Source organism: Buchananella hordeovulneris (genome assembly GCF_001907235.1).
Taxonomy (GTDB): Bacteria; Actinomycetota; Actinomycetes; order Actinomycetales; family Actinomycetaceae; genus Buchananella; species Buchananella hordeovulneris.
Window position 1 is genome coordinate 1 of the sequence record NZ_MQVS01000008.1, and the last position, 19,969, is coordinate 19,969.

16 protein-coding genes are annotated in these 19,969 nt (G+C 63.6%); 5 read left to right on the plus strand and 11 right to left on the minus strand.

Annotated features, from left to right (window positions below):
* Nucleotides 1–223: 223 nt before the first annotated feature.
* Together BSZ40_RS12085 and BSZ40_RS12090 are read left to right on the plus strand one after the other, a co-directional pair.
* Nucleotides 224–547 (plus strand): helix-turn-helix domain-containing protein, encoded by a 324-nt coding sequence (locus tag BSZ40_RS12085; protein WP_222842765.1) that lies wholly within the window; start codon nt 224–226, stop codon nt 545–547.
* 41 nt (nt 548–588) lie between these two features.
* Entirely contained in the window at nt 589–1,401 is an 813-nt protein-coding gene (locus tag BSZ40_RS12090; RefSeq protein WP_073825026.1) for an IS3 family transposase, read from the plus strand.
* A 78-nt stretch (nt 1,402–1,479) separates the two neighbouring features.
* On the opposite strand, the gene BSZ40_RS07940 is transcribed toward BSZ40_RS12090, so the two are convergent.
* The 3 genes from BSZ40_RS07940 to BSZ40_RS07950 form a co-directional block, all read right to left on the minus strand.
* Nucleotides 1,480–2,067, minus strand: a complete 588-nt coding sequence (locus BSZ40_RS07940) for an RloB family protein (protein ID WP_073825029.1) — start codon at nt 2,065–2,067, stop codon at nt 1,480–1,482.
* Complete coding sequence (locus BSZ40_RS07945; protein WP_073825031.1) at nt 2,060–3,403, minus strand: AAA family ATPase; 1,344 nt, start codon at nt 3,401–3,403, stop codon at nt 2,060–2,062. The genes BSZ40_RS07940 and BSZ40_RS07945 overlap by 8 nt, the downstream gene beginning before the upstream one ends.
* A 280-nt stretch (nt 3,404–3,683) precedes the next feature.
* Complete coding sequence (locus tag BSZ40_RS07950) at nt 3,684–4,382, minus strand: hypothetical protein (protein WP_124851719.1); 699 nt, start codon at nt 4,380–4,382, stop codon at nt 3,684–3,686.
* A 146-nt stretch (nt 4,383–4,528) separates the two neighbouring features.
* Between BSZ40_RS07950 and BSZ40_RS07955 the strand changes: the two genes are divergently transcribed.
* Both BSZ40_RS07955 and BSZ40_RS07960 read left to right on the plus strand, forming a co-directional pair.
* A complete protein-coding gene (locus BSZ40_RS07955; protein WP_073825035.1) occupies nt 4,529–5,881 on the plus strand; it encodes an aminotransferase-like domain-containing protein in 1,353 nt (450 codons plus the stop codon).
* 9 nt (nt 5,882–5,890) lie between these two features.
* Nucleotides 5,891–6,847, plus strand: coding sequence for a D-alanine--D-alanine ligase family protein (locus tag BSZ40_RS07960; RefSeq protein WP_073825037.1), 957 nt, complete (start codon nt 5,891–5,893; stop codon nt 6,845–6,847).
* A 5,390-nt stretch (nt 6,848–12,237) separates the two neighbouring features.
* Here BSZ40_RS07960 and BSZ40_RS07965 read toward each other — a convergent pair.
* Genes BSZ40_RS07965 through rpmH form a run of 8 tightly spaced genes read right to left on the minus strand, consistent with a single transcriptional unit; the run spans nt 12,238 to nt 17,946 of the window.
* Nucleotides 12,238–13,680 carry a ParB/RepB/Spo0J family partition protein gene (locus BSZ40_RS07965; protein WP_073825039.1) on the minus strand — a complete coding sequence of 481 codons (1,443 nt, stop codon included), beginning with the start codon at nt 13,678–13,680 and terminating at the stop codon, nt 12,238–12,240.
* The gene (locus BSZ40_RS07970) at nt 13,680–14,618 is read right to left on the minus strand and encodes a ParA family protein (protein WP_073825041.1); all 939 of its coding nucleotides are present in this window, start codon (nt 14,616–14,618) and stop codon (nt 13,680–13,682) included. Before BSZ40_RS07970 ends, BSZ40_RS07965 begins: the two co-directional genes overlap by 1 nt.
* A 58-nt stretch (nt 14,619–14,676) precedes the next feature.
* Nucleotides 14,677–15,348: a 16S rRNA (guanine(527)-N(7))-methyltransferase RsmG gene (gene rsmG / locus BSZ40_RS07975; protein ID WP_073825043.1), complete on the minus strand. Its 672-nt coding sequence runs from the start codon at nt 15,346–15,348 to the stop codon at nt 14,677–14,679.
* Complete coding sequence (locus BSZ40_RS07980) at nt 15,345–15,884, minus strand: Jag family protein (protein WP_073825045.1); 540 nt, start codon at nt 15,882–15,884, stop codon at nt 15,345–15,347. The genes rsmG and BSZ40_RS07980 overlap by 4 nt, the downstream gene beginning before the upstream one ends.
* 18 nt (nt 15,885–15,902) lie before the next feature.
* Entirely contained in the window at nt 15,903–17,036 is a 1,134-nt protein-coding gene (gene yidC / locus BSZ40_RS07985) for a membrane protein insertase YidC (protein WP_073825047.1), read from the minus strand.
* A gap of 58 nt (nt 17,037–17,094) precedes the next feature.
* Nucleotides 17,095–17,424, minus strand: coding sequence for a membrane protein insertion efficiency factor YidD (yidD, locus tag BSZ40_RS07990; RefSeq protein WP_124851727.1), 330 nt, complete (start codon nt 17,422–17,424; stop codon nt 17,095–17,097).
* The gene (locus BSZ40_RS07995) at nt 17,421–17,807 is read right to left on the minus strand and encodes a ribonuclease P protein component (RefSeq protein WP_073825052.1); all 387 of its coding nucleotides are present in this window, start codon (nt 17,805–17,807) and stop codon (nt 17,421–17,423) included. Before BSZ40_RS07995 ends, yidD begins: the two co-directional genes overlap by 4 nt.
* Before the next feature lies 1 nt (nt 17,808).
* Nucleotides 17,809–17,946 carry a 50S ribosomal protein L34 gene (gene rpmH / locus BSZ40_RS08000; RefSeq protein ID WP_073825054.1) on the minus strand — a complete coding sequence of 46 codons (138 nt, stop codon included), beginning with the start codon at nt 17,944–17,946 and terminating at the stop codon, nt 17,809–17,811.
* Nucleotides 17,947–18,269: 323 nt separating this feature from the next.
* Here rpmH and dnaA point away from each other — a divergent pair, with 323 nt between their 5' ends.
* Nucleotides 18,270–19,703 carry a chromosomal replication initiator protein DnaA gene (dnaA, locus tag BSZ40_RS08005; RefSeq protein ID WP_073825252.1) on the plus strand — a complete coding sequence of 478 codons (1,434 nt, stop codon included), beginning with the start codon at nt 18,270–18,272 and terminating at the stop codon, nt 19,701–19,703.
* Nucleotides 19,704–19,969: the final 266 nt, after the last annotated feature.

Here is a 19,969-nt window from a genome sequence, read left to right on the forward strand (position 1 = left end):
TTGAACTGCTCCCCGGAAGTTGGACCTGGTAATCGGGTTCCTTCTTCCGGGGAGTATTTCTGTGTTGTCATCGAGTAAGGCCAGCCAGGTCCAGCGTGAGCGGTTGGTTGAGTTGTTCGAGGATGGTTGGGGTTTCACGGCCGCTGCTAGGAGTGTTGGGGTCGGGATTAAGACGGCTAGTAACTTGTGGGAGCGGTGGCGCCTTCATGGCAGGCTTGCCCTTATGCGCAAGCCAACCCAAGCCTGCTACCCCTTTGAGACCAAGTTAGAGGCGGTCAAGCGTTTCCTTGCTGGACAGACCAAGCCTCATATCGCCAAGGACATGGGGCTGTCCTCACCCAAGATCCTGGAGCGGTGGATACGGGCCTACCGGGTCCATGGTGAAGACGGACTACGCCCTAAACCCAAAGGACGCCCGCCCAAGGCCTCATCCTTGGCCGCTGGTGGGGGCAGTGAGCTGGAGATGCTTCAACGTCGGGTGGAGTACCTGGAAGCTGAAAACGCCTACCTAAAAGCGTTAAGGGACTTGATGAACAACGAGTCCTAACCCGGGTACGGGTCGTTGTTGCTCTCAAGTCCCGCTACCCCTTGCCGGTTCTTCTAGCCATTGCTGGTCTTGCTCGCTCCACGTTCTACTACCACCACGCCCGCCTGGCAGCACCTTGCAAGCACGCACAGCTGCGCCAACACATCCGCCAAGTCTTCCACCATGCCAAAGGCCGGTATGGTCACCGGCGCGTTCGTCTGGCCCTGGCCCGGTTGGGCATAAAGGTTTCTAAGAAACTGGTTGCCAAGCTCATGGCCCAAGAAGGGCTTGTCTGTATCACTAGGCCCCGGCGGCGTTACAGCTCCTACCAGGGCGCCGTCTCCAAGATCGCGCCCAACGTTCTAAACCGCCAGTTCAACGCCGAGCGGCCTAACCAGAAGTGGGTTAGTGATGTCACCGAGTTCCGCATCGCCGGGGTCAAGGTCTACCTATCGCCAATGATCGACGTGTACGACGGCAAGGTCATCGCCGCTACCCATGCCTTACACCCCACAACCAAGCTGACCGCTGCTTGCCTGTCTAAGGCCATTGCTACTCAACGCCCAGAACCAGGCTTGATCGTTCACACCGACCAAGGCATGCACTACCAACACACCTCCTGGCGCACCCAGCTCGAAGCAGCCGGAGCGATCCAGTCCATGTCCCGCAAGGGCAACTGCTACGACAACTCACTGGCCGAGAACTTCTTCAGCCACCTCAAAACCGAGTTCTACCACCCACAACGCTTCACCAGCGTCCAAGACTTCCTCACCAGGCTCCAGGACTACCTCAACTGGTACAACCACCACCGCATCCAAGAACGACTCAAGGGCCTGACCCCGGAAGAATTCCGAAGCCAGGCCCTTGCAGCCTAGAACGACAGGTACCCTTTAACCCGTCCAACTTCCGGGGAACAGTCCACCTGCTGGGGGAGGCGCCCCCTTTGCCGTGTCCTAGGAGCTGGGCGGGCGCATTTTTTCGATCAGCACCGGCAGGGCGGTGGACGGATTGGGCCCGACGCGTCCCGCCGCGTAGTCCGGATCGGCCTGCCGGGCCCGTCGACAGGCCTCGTCGTAGCCGCCGATGCGAAATGTGGAGGATAGCCTCTTTTCCTCGAGCAGTCCGTGGTTCTTCATTTCGCGGTCCAACTCAGTGGAGTTCATCTCCGTGACTCGGTCGCTGACATGCCACAACAGCCACACCTCGAACTTGAGATTCGAGACCAGCACGTGAATCCCTAATCTATCTGCACGTTTGAGTGCCACCGCGAGCTTTTCATGGCGGTCAACATCGACTAGGCAGTAGACCGCGTCGTACCCCTTACCTTTCTTCTCCGCTGCCGCGGCCAGCTCCTCAGCCTTGCGCACCACCGTCAGGGGATCCCGCCCCACTGGCTTCACGATCAGAAAAACGGTCGCGTCCCGCAATTCCTGCTGTAGCTTTTCTAGATAGTCCGGCTCCGTCACCATCCCCTCGGTGACCACCAGGATGCGGCGCTTCTCTATTCGCCGTCGCCGCTTGCCCCGGAGACCGTTAGCCATCTCGCGCTCCCGTGCCGTGGACGAGCTCAGCCAGCACGCTGGTGGCCAACCGCGGGGTGGCTCCGTAACGCCCGAGTAGGTAGCGGCGGGCGACGTTGGCGTCCTGTTTCCGGGGGAAGTCGGCCAGGCTGTAAAGCTCGGTTACCCCGTCGCCGGACTTTTCCGTGAACCAGACTTGTTCTGGCGCGAGCTCTATGTCGCTGAGCGGCGACAGGATGTAGGTATCGTGCGAGGTGAATACCAGCTGCGCCCCACTCCTATTGATGTCCGAATCGGCGAACATTTGCAAGGCCACTTCGACCAAGTGGGGGTGGAGGCTGGCGTCGATCTCGTCGACCGCCAGCACCCCGCCGTGGCGCAACACCTGCAACGCGGGCACGATGAAGGACAACCAGGCGACAGTTCCATCGCTCTCCTGCCCAGGTCCCAGCCGGGCCTCAGCGTCGCCTTGCCCGCCTCGGTGGGTAAAACGCAAGCTATACGCCACCTGCGGCAGAGAATCAGAGCCATCCGCTCCCGCAATATCCTCTCCCTCCGCCAATGGTCCCGCGTCGTTCTCGGCCCCTTTCCGCCGTAAATCAGCGAGAATAGCCCGAACTTGCTCCGGTACTTCCTCTCGTTCAATTTCCACCGCGGCGATACCGATGTCGGCAACCCGAAGTGCGGCCACTAACTCTCGCTCCTCCAGCCGCCTTTCCACTAACGCCGCCGTGGTGCTTTTCACCCACTGTCGGCGTGAGCGCCAGTTCGGCTGACAGAACTGGAATCCGTCGCGCAGCGCAGCCGCAAGTTGCCCCAGGAGACCATCGTCTAGTAGCAGGGCACGACTCAAGACGAGCTCCCTCCACGCCACTCGTCCTATGGTGGTCTGCAATTCCTTGTGATACTTCAGCACCTGCCGCGCCGTATCTCTCTCCAGCAGCGTGCGCCACCTCTTCCCTGGCAAGTCACGCAGCCTCTCGCGCTCCACCCCTGGCGCACCGATTTCAAATTCGTACTCGTATCGACGGCCCTCGTGCACGAACTCCAGCTGGTAGAAGCTGGGAGTCTCGCGCGAGGCAGGATCGAACCGGAAGGGGGCCCGGGGCATCTCAGGACCTGCCTGCCACTCTGTCGCGGACGACTCAACGGCCGAGGCTGCGTAGAGCAGCGCATCAACGATCGTGGACTTGCCGGTGGCGTTGGCCCCATAGATACCTGCTAAGGGAAAGACGTAGTCGGCCCAACGTTCGCCTGTCGGCGGTTGCAGGGTCTTCAGCTTGGGGCGCGTCAGATCGAGCGTGACCTCGTCCCGCAAGCTCTTGTGATTGCGTACGGTGAAGCTGAGTAGCAGCATCTGGCCAGATTACTCTGTTCTTAGCGCTGTATCCACCGTTATTCGTCGCTAGAGAGGCTTACAGCCCGGAACCTTGACCTATCATCGCTCAGACCTGCGCACTTGGTCGTCCCGCCGCGTAGTCCGGATCGGCTCGCCGTGCCCGTCGACAGGCCTCATCGTAGCCGCCGCTTGCCTCGGCGGCTGTTAGTCATATCGCGCTCCCGTGCCGTGGACGAGCTCGGTCAGCGCGCTGGATCGCCCCGCTCCCTGGCCGCTCGCACACCTCCAATCCGCTGCCCTAGACCGGCAAATTGCGGATGATGAAGTCTTGTCCCTGCCACTGGCCGTCAACGAAGCGAACCCACACGATGGCCACCCAGTCGGCCACACCATCCATCTGCGATTCCACGTAAAACGCCGTGATATAGGTGCCCGGCTCGTCGTTGGCGACTTCTTGGGTGGGCTGGATGTAGATGCGGCGCGGTGGGGGATGCACGAGTTTTGCCGACTTATCTTCCCACCGTGGCTTTCCGTCGGCGATGAACTGTTGACATGTTTGGCTCTGTGGATGGCAGCTGGCCTGTAGCTGCGCATAGTTGCCGGTGGCGTCGGTATATTCGGTTAGCAGATAGTAGTAGAGGGAAAATTCTTGTGCCTCGGCCGGGTCCCCGGTGCTCCCTGCTGGCGGGCTGGGGGACACGTAACTGGGGAGGTCGCGATAATTGCTTTTGTCGGCCTGCGCTAAGGATTCAGGCGGCGGGTGGGGAAGCTTGAGCATTGCTTCCACCCGCCGCAGTATCCGGTCTGCCTCGCTAGGGCCGTCCGCCGGGTGGGGAGTATCGGAGGCGGCAGACTCGGCATCCACCGGGCTAGGAGTCGCCTCGGCGGCCAGGCCACGGTCCGCTAGCGGAAGCACCCCCTGGGAGTCAGCCGCACAGGCACCTGCCAGCAGTCCGAGGACGCTGGCCACCACCAGGTAGCTGCACCGCTTCATCACCCTGACCATGCTAACGGTCACTGCCTGCCCACAAGCGAAATACGCACATTGATCTGGCCAACGCGTGAGTGCCAATGCCATCTGCGGCCCCGATGGTGGCACACTTTTTCCCTGGGCCTCCCGCGCCCAAGGAAAGGACCCCAACTATGACTTCGCGTTCTGGTCGTGGCACGCGGCTCGACCCCTGGCTCGATAGCTACGCCGCGCGGGCCGGCGGCCTGCGTTCGTCCGAAATTCGCGCGCTTTTCGCGGTAGCCTCCCGCCCGGAGGTTGTTTCGCTAGCAGGGGGAATGCCCAATATTGCGGGGCTGCCGATGGACGCCCTGGCCGACTCGATCGCCAAGTTGACGCACGAGCGGGGCGTGACGGCTCTGCAGTACGGCTCGGGGCAGGGCGATCCGCTGCTGCGCGAGCTGATCGTGGAAGTGATGAAGCACGAGGCTATTCGCGAAGACCCCGACGACGTTGTCATTACCACCGGTTCCCAGCAGGCGCTGGACCTGGTGACCGAGATCTTCATCGACCCGGGCGACGTGATTCTCGCCGAGGCCCCCAGCTATGTCGGGGCGCTCGGGGTATTCCGGGCGTACCAGGCCGAAGTCGTGCACGTACCGATGGATGACCAAGGTCTGATCCCCGAGGCCCTGGAGGCCACCATTCGGGACGTGCAGGCCTCGGGGCGGCGCATCAAGTTCCTGTACACGATTCCGAATTACCAGAACCCGGCCGGGGTAACCCTGAGCGAAGAGCGCCGCCCGCGGATCATTGAGATTTGTCAACGGCACCACGTCCTCATCTTGGAAGACAATCCGTACGGGCTGCTCGGCTTTGACGGGAAAACCCAGACCGCACTCAAGTCGATTGCGCCCGACGACGTCGTCTACCTCGGCTCGTTTTCGAAAATGTTTGCCCCCGGTTTCCGGGTGGGCTGGGCGGCCGCGCCGGCGGCGGTGCGCGACAAATTGGTTCTCGCCTCGGAAGCCGCAATTCTTTGCCCCGGTAACTTTGGGCAGATGGCCATTGCCGCCTACCTGCGGGACTTTGATTGGTTTGGGCAGATTGTCGAATACCGGAAGATGTACAAGTCGCGGCGGGACGCCCTGTTGACCAGCCTGGCGGAGTATCTGCCCGAAACCCGCTGGACGGTTCCGCAGGGAGGCTTCTACTCCTGGGTCACGTTGCCGGAAGGCTTGGATGCGCGGGCCATGCTCCCGCGCGCCATCACGGCGCTGGTTGCCTACGTGTCCGGCACTGCGTTCTATTCGGACGGGCAGGGCTCGGACCACATCCGCCTGTCTTACTGCTACCCGAACGAAGAGACCATCCGGGAGGGCGTGCGGCGGCTGGCAGGGGTAATCAAGGCCGAATACGAATTGGTGCAGATGTTTGGCACCAATGTACGGGAAGGTGGGGTAGACCTACAGTCAATCCGGCAGGCGGCCGACGACTTCGCCGCCTCCCAACCCACTGTCACCCACCCGACGCCGGACCAGATCTAAGGAGAGCACATGCGGGTCACGATAATTTGTGGCGGTTTGACGCACGAACGAGATGTGTCGTTGCGGTCGGGACGACGCGTGGCCGAGTCCCTGCGACACCACGGACACCAGGTGGAAGTAGCGGACGTGAACACCGCTCTCCTGCCGACACTCGCGGCGCAGCGGCCCGACGTCGTCTGGCCGCTGGTGCACGGCTCGGTCGGGGAGGACGGATCGCTGCAGGCGGTGCTGGAATTGGTCGGCTACCAGTTTGTGGGCTCGCAGGCCGCTGCGTGTGCCTTGACCCTGCACAAGCCCACCGCGAAGGAGCTGCTGCGGCGCGCTGGCCTGCACACGCCCGCGTGGGTGGCATTGCCGCGCACGCTCTTCAGCCAGTTGGGGGCCGATGCCCTGGTGGCCGCGGTACGGGAGAAGTTCCCCTGCCCGGTGGTGGTGAAGCCTTCCAGCGGTGGTTCTTCCCTGGGGGTGACGATCGCACGCACTGACGACGATCTCCGAACCGGTTTAGTTAATGCGTTTTCTTACGGCGAGCACGCCATGATTGAGGAGTTCGTGGCGGGCACCGAGGTGGCCATCTCGGTCCAGGAGACCGACAACGGCTTGCTGGCGCTGCCTGCCGTTGAGATTCACACCGATGAGGGCACCTACGACTACGACGCCCGCTACAACGCGGGCCGCTCTGAGTTCTTCGTGCCAGCTCGCCTGGATCCGGAAACCGCTACTCGGGCCGCGGAGGCCGCGCTGTTGGCCCACCAGACATTGGGGCTCCGCGACTTGTCGCGGACAGACATGATTATTGCCCCGGATGGCACCCCGTTTGTTATCGACAGCAATACGGCACCGGGCATGACTGACACCTCGCTGCTGCCGCTAGCTGCGGAGGAGTACGACAGCTTCGACGCGTTTACCAACCAGGTGGTGCAGCGGGTGGCCGCCCGCGCTGCAGGCGGTACCACAGCTAGCTGAAGCAGCTCCCGTAGCTTGGCGCCGCCCGTTTGCAAATTCTCGCAGGCGGGCGGCGCTATTTGGGCAGCAGCGCACTGGTTTCACGTGAAACGGCCGAGCGTGGGCGCGACCGCCCGGCGCCCGCGCCTGCTGTCCGTGGTTTGCCCAGTAGCTTGGCCGCACCTATCGCGGGTTGCCATCTCGGGCACGATGTTGCCACCGGTCCCCAACGGGGTGGGATTTGCTAGCGGGAACGAGCCATGAGCGCTGTCAGCCACCTCCCGTAACCGGACGAGGTGCCAACGCACGGCTACCCAGACGACAGCGGCAATCCGGTTGTCTCGCCCCCCGCTCCGCATCTTCCACGTGCCGACAATTGGTGCGCGGCCAATTTCTACAGCGACTGGGGCCGACGACGCTTTCCAGCGATTGCCGCACCGCCGCGGCGTTACTGCCGAGCAGACACGAGCATGTTCAAGTGAGGTGCAAACGCCATGCCACCGGAATTGTGTGGTGTCTAGGCGGCAGGCCCTGGTCGCGCCAGCAGACGTCATGTTTCACGTGAAACGACGCGGGGGTCCGGCCATGGCCGGGGTGCAGGCGATTTGGCGTGTTTCCCCGACGCAGGGACTACTACCGCTACACCGACTAGCTCACCGCGGGCGTGAACGCATTCCCTAACGTACGGGTTACCACGTTGCCGACACTCCTGCAGGTGGGCGCGAGAGGTGTTTCGCCCCCGCGGCAGGGGTGACCATGGTGGCTCTTCTCCAGCGTGCAAATCGGGGACACGTTTCGCCCCACGGCAGGGGTGACAATGACTGCTGCGCATGGCTGGTGCTCAAAAGTGGCCTCGCGCGCGGCGCAAGACTTTTACTTCGTCCGAGCTTGCCCGATGGTCTGCCGCCATCTCACGACGAAGATACAGCTCGCTTGGGTAGCAGCCGACCTGGTGCATAAACCGGAGGCCAGTGCGTGCGTCGTCAAGCTGAACTAACTAGTCGCGCCTGGTGATCCCGACGCATGTCCACTGTGCCGGGGGCAGCGCCGCTGACCACCTATTTCTCCCGCCCTGGGGCGGAACAAGCTGGCTCGTTGGCAGAGCTGCCATTTGCGACGACTGCGTGGTTACTACGGGCATCGCCAGTTTTTTCGCCTGCCCGCTTTCGCGCTAGCCAGCTCTCACTTGCGGCCATAGACCAGCGCCGTGTGGCGGCACGCCTAGCTGTCTCGCATTCTCTTCGATAAGCGCCACGGATTCGTCGCTTGCTGTCAACCGTGCCGTTTCACGTGAAACATGGTCGCCGACGGAACGCCTGGCGAGAAGAAGGAAGTCTCGCGCTGTCCGTCCTGCAGGAAAGAAGCAGCCGTAGTCGCTATCCGGGTTTTCAGAGACTTCTTCCTAAGGGTGAGGGAAATCCCTGGTAGAGACAGCGGCCAAGCCCATGAACCGAAGTATCTGCCCACGGGCAACGGCAGTTTGGCAAGGTCGTGGACTCGGTTCTTTCCCCTAGGTCCCGGGCAGCCTAGCGACACGTCCACCACCAAAGAGTGGCATCCGGGCCATCTCCCGTCGTCACGCTGGCTCGAAGATTCTCGCCCGCCACGAAAGAATCTCGCGCTTCGCCCAGCCTGGTGGCACCTCCCGCAGCTACCCAGGGGCACATCCATCCCAGGCGGACGTTTGTTGGCCGTAGTCGTGTTATCGGCAGTCAGCGCAGTGTTTCACGTGAAACGGGCAAACACTTTAGGGTCTCCGCATCACTGTACCTCGCGAGCATTCCATCCAGGACGGTCCCCGGATACCTCTTGCCGACCGGTGTAGGCCGGCCACCCTTGGCCCCAGCGCGCGGCCATGAGTCCACTTCCGCCGCCAGAACCAATCTTCTGTCTCTGGCTTTGTTCCGCAGTTGCTTGCTTGCCGCTGCACCCTGGGTAGCGGCGAAGTTGCCGCGCGACCGGGCAGTAGGTAGGGCGTCCGCATCGACCTAATCGCTGCGGGGCGCGGTGTGCCCCGTGGCAAGCATTGGGTCGCACTACGCGGGAGCCTACTCATCTGCGAGACTGGATCCTGGCAGCCTGGTGGGTGTGCTCGCGCAGTTAGGCAGGTCGAGTATCTGCGGGGCTGATCTCCCCGCGCCTCTTTTCTAACCCCCTAGTGGATGGCGGGCCCGCACAGCTGTGGGGCTGAGGGCTAGTCAAAATAGAAAGGCGATTGGCGAAGTCGGCGGGCGGCATCTATGCAGGGCGGGAGTGGACCGGCAACTTTTGTCGGCCACAAACATCCTCCAGCCCACGCAGCTGCATAGCGGAGGGGGGTGCGCTGCGGCCACGCGCTATGCCTACACTTTCACTGCTCCACTGCCAACGCCTTCCCGTTGGCCCTTATACCAAGCGACCTGCCCATTTACGTGCTACCCGCTACCGGCACCTGCCCTCGCACCACCCACCACCTGTTTTCTCCGCACCCGCCCGCAACTAGTCCCGGGACTGGAGCTGCCGGGCACCGATAGTGGTGCTCTCTCCACCTCCGCCCACCGCCGACCGTTTCACGTGAAACACCACCCAGCACCGGCCCAAACCACCACCACTCGCTGGGCAGACGTGCGCCTACTTCCCCTCATGAAGCAGCTCCTGTCACCTTTTCCCTGCACCCGGCATATAGGTCTCACCCAATGCCTCCCGTCCTGGCGCACAGCTGGTGCCCAGCCCCGGGGGTCCGTTGCCCGCGTTGGTCCAGGAAGTCGGTTGCCCCTGGCCCGTCACGCAAGATCTCCTGCTGCCCATCGCTGGCACGGATCCGGCAGATGACTTTCCTTCGCCGAGTAACGCCCTTTATGCCGACTGCTGCCGCCGCCGGGCTAGCAGGACGGCGCAGGCTTTGCATACTGCCCGCGACCCCAATGTAGACAGCCGTGCCGCTTCTCCGCCTGGAATTTCCCTCATCAGCGACGTCCCCTTCCCGCCTCCTGGTCCCTCACTTCGCCCCATGCCGATCCTCTCTGGCAACGCCACTGGGAGACCACTACCAACCTGCGGCAGAGCAGTAAGTCGCGGTCACCCGGCAACTACGCGCGGAGCGAGCATCCTGGCCGTCCGGGAGTCGCGGACACTCTCTGTTGTTCGGCATATGCCCGCCCGCACCCACTCGCCTCGCGGCGCCTTGCCGCTCACCTATCCAGTCGTGGCCGACCGTTTCACGTGAAACACCACCACCCAGCACCGGTCTGAGCACCACCCAGCACCGGTCTGAGCACCACCACTCGCCGCAGGGCCCGCCTCGGCAAAGGGCCAGCCAATCGCAGGGGACCCTATCCACGGATCAAAGCCAGTTACCTACCTGCCGGTCCGCACACTTAGACTCCTTTCGCCAAGTCGGGCAAAGGCACCCTGGCGGACTGCCTCGCTAAAACTCCTCTCCGCTAATCGCGCAAAGTTCTGCTGCAGGCACGAGCTGCCGATAGTTATGGCCAAACCAGCCGCCGTTGCGGCCATCCACAGGCTCTGGCCTTCCCCGCAAGACATCGCTTGAGGGCAGGTGCCTGCACACTCAGTCGGCAAACCATAACGCCCGGCTGCCTCACAGCCATTGCACGACGGCACGCGGTCACAATGAGCTGGCGCGCCTGCCGCCTCCGTCCTACCCGGCGCCGCGCGGTCACGAGTCACGACGCTGCCTGCTTGTGCGTCACTCATCGGATGATTGGCCTCCACAGCACCAACAGCCTCGGCCACTCCGTCGGCGTCTCCACCCTTGCACCAGGCATTCGGCGGCGGCAACAGTCCATTGCCTCACCAATTCTTGGATTGCCGACCCTACTCGCAGCCGTGAGCGGCTAGCGTCCCGCGTACCGCAGGGCACGTTCTCCAGCCTTCGCAATCTGCCAGTTAAGTCGTTAGCAGTTTGCTCTTCCTTACAGCGTTTCACGTGAAACAACAATGCATAGCGTCGTACGCACTCACGTAATCGAGTTGCACTGACTCTGACAGTAGCGGTGGTTGCCAGCCTGCCACGGCTGAAGCTTCTCACCCGAACCATAACGGACGGGGTCGGGCTGCTCCTGCCTATTTCCTTTGCGCGCCAGCGCCTTAACCCCCAGTATCGGGTCCCGCCGTTCACCGTGCTATCCGCCTGACTGTATCCGGCCGCCAGCAGGCGGCCAACAGGCGTTCTCCTGCGACCGTGCGTCTGACAGCAAGAGCTTCGCCGTATTGTGTGCGGCAGACGGGAGCAGTTTTCCTTACGGCTACTGTCGCGTTTCATTGGCAACCAGTGCCAAGGCAAAGTCGATCAGCTATCTGCAACAGTTCACCTCGCACAACTGCCGACCCAGCCCTGCATTAGCCGCCTCGGGGTTGCTAGTTGTCGGCACCCGTTGAAGTAGCGGGCGACGTCTGCCTGCCCATCACCACTAACCCAGGCAATGTTTCACGTGAAACCTCCATGCCAACCCGCGGCACTCTGGGCGGGTAAGCTTGCCGCCGAGCGAAAGCAGAAAAGTTGTCGGCACCAGAATTAGCGCCACCGCTTTATGTGGATGTTTCACGTGAAACAGGTACCGCGCAAGCCGATCCGCCCAATTGTTGTGCGAAGATCGGAGGCCCAGCGCAGGCCCGCCCGCCGCCCGCGTACCTGACTTGGTCGCAGTACCGCGGACGACGCTGACTTCGTGGCCGTGCTGCCCACGGACCTAACTCAGTCGCTGTGCCGCCCGCAGACCCAACTGACTTGCTGTCCTGCCACTCATCCCTGAGCCGCAGAGCACGAGTCCAGCGACCGGCGAGTTGACGAGTGCCGCGCGAATGAAACTACTGGGCACGGTGCGCGAGCCTCTCGATCGCGCAGTTAACGAGCGCCGCGCAGGTGGGACTGCCGGGCAAGGCACGCGCTACCCACCGCATTGACGGCGACACACGGACTGCTTCCGCTGCCTCGCTACCGCCAAACGAAGCAGACTGAAGGCATCGCCTGCTGCCCGCTGTCCCTGCCGCCGCCACGCCCACGCTCGCGCACAAACTAAAACTATTTCCAACCGTGTCTGTTTCACGTGAAACGTGAGGCAGCGCAGCACTTTCTTCAATTTTGGCTAACTGTTTGCGGCAACCACCACCCCAATGGGTACGGCAACCACCACCCCAACGTCCACCGGACATTCCCCATGCTCACCCCACCCGTTAGATTGGTATTCCTCCCCACCATGTCCATTGGTCGCACTGGGCGGCTTTCCCTCCGCCCCCTTCGTCGCAGCAGGCAGCTTTCCCTCCGCCCCATTGGTCACAACAGGCACCATTCCTTGCTGCCCATTGCCTGCGGTGTTTCACGTGAAACGCCGCGCGCCCGGCCTCGCGCACCCGAATCGAAAACGGGCAGGTGCGTAGCGGCACCTGCCCGTTGTTAACATTCCCTGCGGCTAGCCGACCACTTCCGGCGCCTCGCCGTCAGACTCGCGTTCCAGTCGCATGCCCGGGCTGAGCACGGCCAGGATTCGGTCGAGATCGTCCAATCCGGCGAAGTCGATAGAAATCTTGCCTTTGCGGGCACCCATCGTGACTTTCACTCGCGTGTCGAAACGGTCGGCGAGCGAGCCGGCCAGCGAAGCGAAGGCGGCGTCAAATGCACCCACGCGCGGGCGTCGTCGCAGCTCCGGTTGCTGTGCTTCCTCCCCGAGCGCCACGAGTTCCTCCACCGCCCGCACCGAGAGGTTCTCGGCCACGATCCGCTGCGCCAATCGCTCCATGGCAGCACCGTCGGTGAGGGACAGCAGGGCGCGCGCGTGACCGGCGGAGATGACCCCTGCGGCCACCCGCCGTTGCACCGAGCCCGGCAACTTTAGCAAGCGGATGGTGTTGGAGATCTGCGGCCGCGACCGGGCGATCTTCCGGGCCAGCTCCTCCTGCGTGCAGCCAAACTCGACCAGCAATTGCTCGTAGGCGGCCGCTTCCTCCAACGGATTGAGATTCACGCGATGCAGGTTCTCCAACAACGCGTCGCGCAGCATATCTTCGTCGGCGGTTTCCCGCACGATCGCCGGCACCTCGGTCAGGCCCGCCAGCTGGGCGGCGCGCAACCGACGCTCACCCATAATGAGCTCGTACTCGCCGGCGATCCTTTCCCCATCGTCGCTGTCTGGGTCGTGCCCGACCAGGCGGCCGGCGTGCCGACGCTCGTCGTCGGCCGCCAACGGCCGCACCACAATGGGCTGCAGCAACCCCACCTCGGTAATGGAGGCCGCCAGTTCCTCGACTTCCTCCGTATCGAACACCTGCCGGGGCTGCTTGGCGTTCGGGACGATGACGGTGGGGGACAACAGCGCCAGCCGCACGCCAGCCGTCGGCACTAACTCCGCAGCCGGGTCGGCACCGGTCTCGCTCGCCGCCGCGCGGGCAACTTCGTCCGCCGCCGCGCCGGCGTTATCCACAGGCGGCTCTCCAGCTGCCACCTGATATTCAGCCGTTTTTTGGGCGACGCCGGCGTTATCCACACCTTCATCCACCGGCTTTTCCACAAGCGAGGCACGGGCGTCGGCGGCACGTGAAACGTATACGCCCGCAACAGGCTCCTCCACCTCCGCCACAACTTTACGTTTAGTTAACTTATCCTTTGCAGTTGCTTTGCGCGTGGCGGTCGGCTTGGTCCCCTCGGCTTTTGCCCCGCGCTTACCTGCCCGCGCCCGCCCCGGCGACAGCAGGGAGGACACGTCACTGCGTCCCGCTCGCTCGCCCTCGGCGGCCCCAAAGTACAAATCCACTGGCCGTGCCGAGCGCGCTCCGGCCGACCCGTCCACCACTGCGTCTTCGTCTTCGCGAATCAGCGCCCCAAGGCCACGCCCGAGGCTCTTGCGCCGCTCCGCCATCACTCCGCCTTCCTCACACCACGTTCCGCGATCTCCCGCGCGGCCTCACGATACGCCAAGGCACCCGAAGAGCGTGGGTCGTACGTCAGAATCGTCTGCTGGTAACTCGGGGCCTCGGCAATGCGGACCGACCGAGGAATCGTAATGTCTAACGTTTCCGTCGGGAAATGCGTGCGCACCTCCGCCGCCACCTCGGCGGACAAGCGCGTGCGACCGTCAAACATCGTCAACAGGATCGCTGAAATGTGCAACTGGGGGTTGAGGTTCTTCTTGATGCGGCCGATGCTGCGACTGAGCAGGCTCACCCCCTCCAGGGCGTAATACTCGCACTGGATCGGAATGATGACCTCGTTGGCAGCCACCAGTGCATTCATGGTCAACATGCCCAAACTCGGTGGACAGTCAATAATGACAATGTCCGTGCGTTCGACCTCCGCCGCTGCCTCATCCCGGAGGTAATCCTGCACGGCAAGCCGCAACTGGTGCTCGCGCGACAGCGCCGAGACCAGCTCCAGCTCAGCGCCTGTCAGGTCAATCGTCGCCGGGGCACACAACAGCCCCTCCACATCCGGGCACTGCTGCACGATGCCCAAGAGCGGCTGCTCCTCCACCAACACCTCGTACACCGACGGGGTGCCCACCCGGTGATCAATCCCCAACGCCGTGGATGCATTGCCCTGGGGATCAGAATCGATCAGCAAGACCTTCAACCCGCCGTGGGCGAATGCTGCCGCCAGGTTGACCGCCGTCGTCGTCTTGCCGACGCCGCCCTTCTGGTTCACCACCGTGAAGACGCGTGTGTCCTTGGGTTTGGCAAAGGTCACGCCCTCCAATTTCGCACGCAAAGCAGCATCGGCCGCCAATTGCGACGCCAAAGGCGTCTCGCCCGCGTCATGTTGCGCTACGAACTCCGCCACCGACTCGCGTTTTTCCGCCACTGTTGGTCCTCCTTGCGCAAGTGTCCCAATAGTAACGAGCCGCACCGTCCCCCCGGTTTTAGCCGCGCGGAACGCGGCGCGTCCGCACGATCCGCGCAGGCTCTTCGCCGAAAAGATGCACCCCGTCCACCACCGGATCCACTTCCTCCACCCAGGCCGGTGCCAGGCCGAAACGGTGCAACACGGCGGCCGCCTCCGCAATCTCGGCCGCTGCGCGGGCCCCCTTCAGGATGGCCAGCTCGCCGTCGTCCACCAGTAGCGGTGCCACCCACGGAACCAATTCCCGTAGCGCCGCCACCGCGCGGCAAGTCACCACGTCGACTGCCAGCTCCCCGTGCAGCTCGTCGGCTCGGGCCCGGGCGACACGCACGTTTTCCAACGCCAGCCAGTCGGCCACATCCATCAACCACTGCACTCGGCGCGCCATCGGCTCGATCAGCACCACGTCCACATCCGGCCGCACCAGCGCCAGCACCACACCGGGGAAGCCAGCCCCGGAGCCCACATCAGCCACCAACGCCCCGGAGGGCACAAACCCGCTGACCGCCGTGGAGTTCAACAAGTGCCGGGTCCACAAGCGCGGCAACTCGCGCGGCCCAAGCAAGCCGCGTTTGTCGCCCTCGCGCACCAGCAGTTCGGCAAACGCCGCCAGCGCGCCCGCGCGTTCCCCCAGGTAGGTGGCCGCAGCCGGGCTGAGCTCCTCCACCCCGGCCCGGTCCACTGGTCTCACTCGTCCTCGGCAGCAGCTGCACTCGGCTCGGATGCGCCGAGCACCGTGCCGGCAGGATGAACGACGACGTACCGGTGGGGCGCCGTTCCCTCAGAGTCCGATACCAGCCCGGCAGCTGCCACCACGTCGTGGCACACCTTGCGCTCAAATGGGTTCATCTCCGCCAGGTTTTCCGGTTGGCCGGTTTCCCGCACGCGGGCGATCGCCGCCTCGGTCAAGGCCGTGAGCTCCCGCCGCCGCTTGGCCCGGTAGCCGTCGACGTCCAGCATCAGCCGTGAACGCTCGCCGGTCTGGTTTTGCACCGCCAGGCGCGTCAGCTCCTGCAGCGCGTCCAGCACTTCTCCGTCCCGCCCCACCAGGCGGCGCAGGTCGCTGGGGCCTTCCTCCCACACGATCTCTACGCTCGCGCGGTTGCCGTCCACATCGATGTCGATGTCGCCATCAAGGTCGGCGATGTCGAGCAGCTCTTCTAGGTAGTCGGCAGCGTGCTCACCCTCGGCTTCAAGGCGGGTGATCTCGTCCTTCGCTTCGCTCACAGTTATTCCTCTCGCCTGTCAGGAACGCTTCTTCTTCTTTTTCTTCGCCTGTTGCCGCTTCTCCATGCGGGCGCGGTAACGCTTTTCTTCCCGTTCGGCCGCCGTCAGCCCGTCCTTGCCGCGCTCAGGTTCGTGAACCGGGCTCTCCTGGCTAGCTTCGCCGCCTTGCCCGGCTTCACCGGGCCGCTGCCGGGATTTGCGCACCGGTTGGACCCGCTGCCCGCGCCGGGCCTGGGCTTCCGCCTCGGCTGCCTCCCGGGCCGCAATCTCTTCGTCGGTCTCGGGCGGCAGTCCCTTCCGGATGCGCTTGGCGCGGATACGTTCCTGCATGGCCCGTTCGGCGGCCGACCCGGGGGCCGGCATCCGCCGGATCGTGTAGAACTGCTGGCCCGCCGTCCACAGGTTCGACACCAGCCAGTAAATGAGCACCCCGATCTGGAAGTTCACGCCGGTGACAGCGAAGATGAGCGGGAAGACGTACATCATGATCTTCTGGGTCCGCATCATCGGGTTGTCACTCGACGTGGCGGACTCCGGCATGTTCTTCATGGTCAGCTGCCGCATGGTGAAGAACTGCGACAACGACATCGCCACGATCAGAACGATGGTGATCCACACGGTCGCGGTGGCCCCCGTGCCCAAGGCCCGCATGAAGGTGTCGGATAGGTGCGCGCCGAAAAGATCGGCCTCCTGCACCTGGGCGGCAACCTCCTGGGTGAGCGGGCCGATGCCCCCACCCGCGTACGTCCCCTCCGCAATCGGTTTGACGTTATAGAGCACCCGGAAGAGGGCAAAGAAGATCGGCATCTGCAGCAACAACGGCAGACAGGAAGCAAACGGGTTGGTGCCGTGGCGCCGATAGAGCGCCATCATCTCCTGCTGCATGGCCTGCTGGGAGGCCGGATCCTTGCGGCCCTTGTACTTCTCTTGGAGCTTCTTCAACTCCGGCTGCACCAGCTGCATGCCGCGGGAGGCCTTGATCTGCCGGAAAAACAGCGGAATCAGCAACACGCGCACCACGATCGTCAGGCCGACAATCGCTAGCACCCAGGCCCACGACGACTCTTTGCCCAGGAACAAGGCCAGCACGTCGTGGATTTTGACCATGATCCACGCCACGGCGATCATGATCGGCTTGAGTATGGTGTCCATTACCGGAGAACTCCTAGTTTGTGACGGCGCACCGCTGTGCGCCCCGCAGGATGTGGGCTCAATCTACCTTGTGAGGGCCGCCCCGCGCGCCTTGCTGCCCGGAAGTGTGCCCAAAACCAATCCGCGAACCGTCCGGCAGGGTGTCGTTCTGGGTAGGCGTCGAGCGCCACCGCCCCGGGTAGGGCACCAGATCCACTCCGCCGGGGGTCCACGGCCAACACCGGGCCAACCGCCACAGTGCCAACAATCCGCCCTTGACTAGGCCGTGCGTTTGCAGGGCCCCCACCGCATAGGCCGAGCAGGTCGGGAAGTAGCGGCAGGTGCGGGGGCGCGCGGGTGAAATGTGCTTCTGATAGGCCCCAATAAGGGCCAAAAGTGCGCGTTTCACCACGCCTGCCCTGCTGGGCTGGGGCGCGCCGCGGCCGCCCGCGCCGCGTGCTTGCGGGCGATCTTGGCGAGTGCTTTGTCCAATTGCGCCCCGAGATCAGCCGAAGTTTTGCCGTCGGCACCCGCCGCGACCCGCACCACCAGCAGGCTCCCCGGCGCGAGCGTCGTGAGGCGGGCGGCACATAGGTGCCGCAGTCGTCGCTTGACGCGGGTGCGGTGGGTGGCGCGCGCGATTTGCTTCTTTGGCACGACGAAGCCGACGCGGGTACAGTCCGTACCCGCGTCGGCTAGTTGGACGACGAGGTCGTCAGTTTTGGCGCTGGTGCCCCGCCGGGCGGCCCGGAAGTCTTCCGGCCGCACCATGCGGTGGCGCGCCGGCAGCATCTCAGGCCGACAGCTTGGCGCGGCCCTTGCGGCGACGCATCGCGAGGATGGCGCGGCCGGCGCGGGAGCTCATGCGCTGACGGAAACCGTGCACCTTGGAGCGCTTACGGTTGTTGGGCTGGAAGGTCCGCTTGCTCACGGGTCTCCTCCTCTTGATTCTCGGTGCGTCTGGCAGGTCTTGGGCGCGTCTAAGACGCACAACAGCGTTCGATGCTAGGCAGTGGCCGCCCGCAAGGTCAAGACAGGCCGCCGGCGATCTGGTCACATTTTTGCCGACGGCGGCTGTCAACAGTTGTGGATAAGCCTGGGCACGAACCTGCGTACGGCCAGGGGGCAGCGAACCACAATTTTCTGTAATTTACGTGCCCAACTCGCAATCCCCAGATGTGGATAAGTTTGTGGAAGAATTGCGCGCTGTGATCGTTTCGTGACAGAGACGGTAGGAAGGACCACGTGGTGAGCATGCCGAAGCCGATTTCAGAGAGTTGGCCTGAGGTGCTTCGGCTCTTGCAGGAGTCGGGGGCGATCTCGGGCGCGCAGATGGGCCTCATCCGCCATGCCCGCATCCTGGGTGACGTGGAGGGCACCCTGCTGCTGGCCGTCCCTTCGAACTTCGCCAAGGAATACATCGAGACTCGGGGTCGGGTCGGCTTGACTGATGCGCTGTCCCGCACCATGGGGCGGTCCGTGGGCTTCGCGGTCACGGTCGACCCATCGCTAGCCGAGTTGGAGCCGGAGCCGGCGCTGCCCGCCCCCACCAGCCCGCCACCGGGCCCGGCCGACGAACCGGACTTAGATTTGCCATCCCGTATCGCTGCGCGGGCCACGGAACGAGGCCAATCACCCACGGTGGACGACGATTCGCGCCTCAATCCCAATTACACTTTCGAGACTTTTGTCACAGGTCCGTCGAACCGTTTTACGCACGCCGCGGCCACCGCCGTCGCCGAGTCGCCGGCGCGGGCCTACAACCCCCTCTTTATCTACGGCGGTTCGGGACTGGGCAAGACGCACTTGTTGCATGCCATCGGCCACTACGCGCGCAACCTCTACCCGTCGCTGCGGGTGAAGTACGTGAACTCCGAAGAGTTCACCAATGACTTCATCAACTCGATCCGGGACGACAAGGCCGAGTCCTTCCAGAAGCGATACCGGGACGTAGACATCCTGCTCATCGACGACATCCAGTTCCTGCAGGGCAAGGAACAGACGATGGAGGAGTTTTTCCACACCTTCAACGCCCTGCACAACGCCCAAAAGCAGGTGGTCATCACCTCCGACTTGCCGCCCAAGCAGCTGGCGGGCTTCGAGGACCGGATGCGGTCGCGCTTCGAGTGGGGACTGCTGACAGACGTGCAGCCGCCGGACTTAGAGACCCGCATCGCCATCTTGCGGAAGAAGGCCGTCGCGGCCCGCCTAGAGGTGGGGCCGGAGGTGCTGGAGTACATCGCCTCGCGCATCGCCACCAACATCCGGGAGTTGGAGGGCGCCTTGATTCGCGTCACGGCGTTCGCGAACCTCAACTCGCAGAGCGTCGACCTGCAGTTGGCCGAGTTGGTGCTCAAGGATTTGATCTCCGATCCGGAGGACGAGGTGGTCACGGCCACCACCATCATGGGCCAGACCGCGGAGTACTTCTCGATCACGATCGACGCGCTGCGCTCAGCTGACCGGTCGCGCCTGCTGGTTAACGCGCGCCAGATCGCCATGTACCTGTGCCGCGAGCTTACTGATCTGTCGCTGCCGAAGATCGGTAGCCACTTCGGCGGCCGCGACCACACGACCGTCATGCACGCCTACCGCAAGATTTCGGAGCAAATGAAGGTCAAACGGGAGCTGTACAACCAGGTCACGGAGCTGACCAACCGCATCAAGCAGCAGGCCCGCAACCATTAGATCCACAGCGGGGTGTGGGCGAGTTGGGTACACGGCTGTGGAAGAAGGGCAGGGCCTGTGGATTGCGCCGGCGCAGGGCGAACAATCCACAACCATCCCCAACTTGTTCCCGCCCGGTCCCCAGCTTCGGCCACAGGGCAAAAGCTTGTAATTACAAGCTTTCCCCGGCTTTTCCCCACCTTCCACACCCCTGATGATGAAGATGAACGTTAGTTAAGCGCGATTGGACAAGTTTCCCCACCAAGGGCCGAGCTGCCCTACCGTGC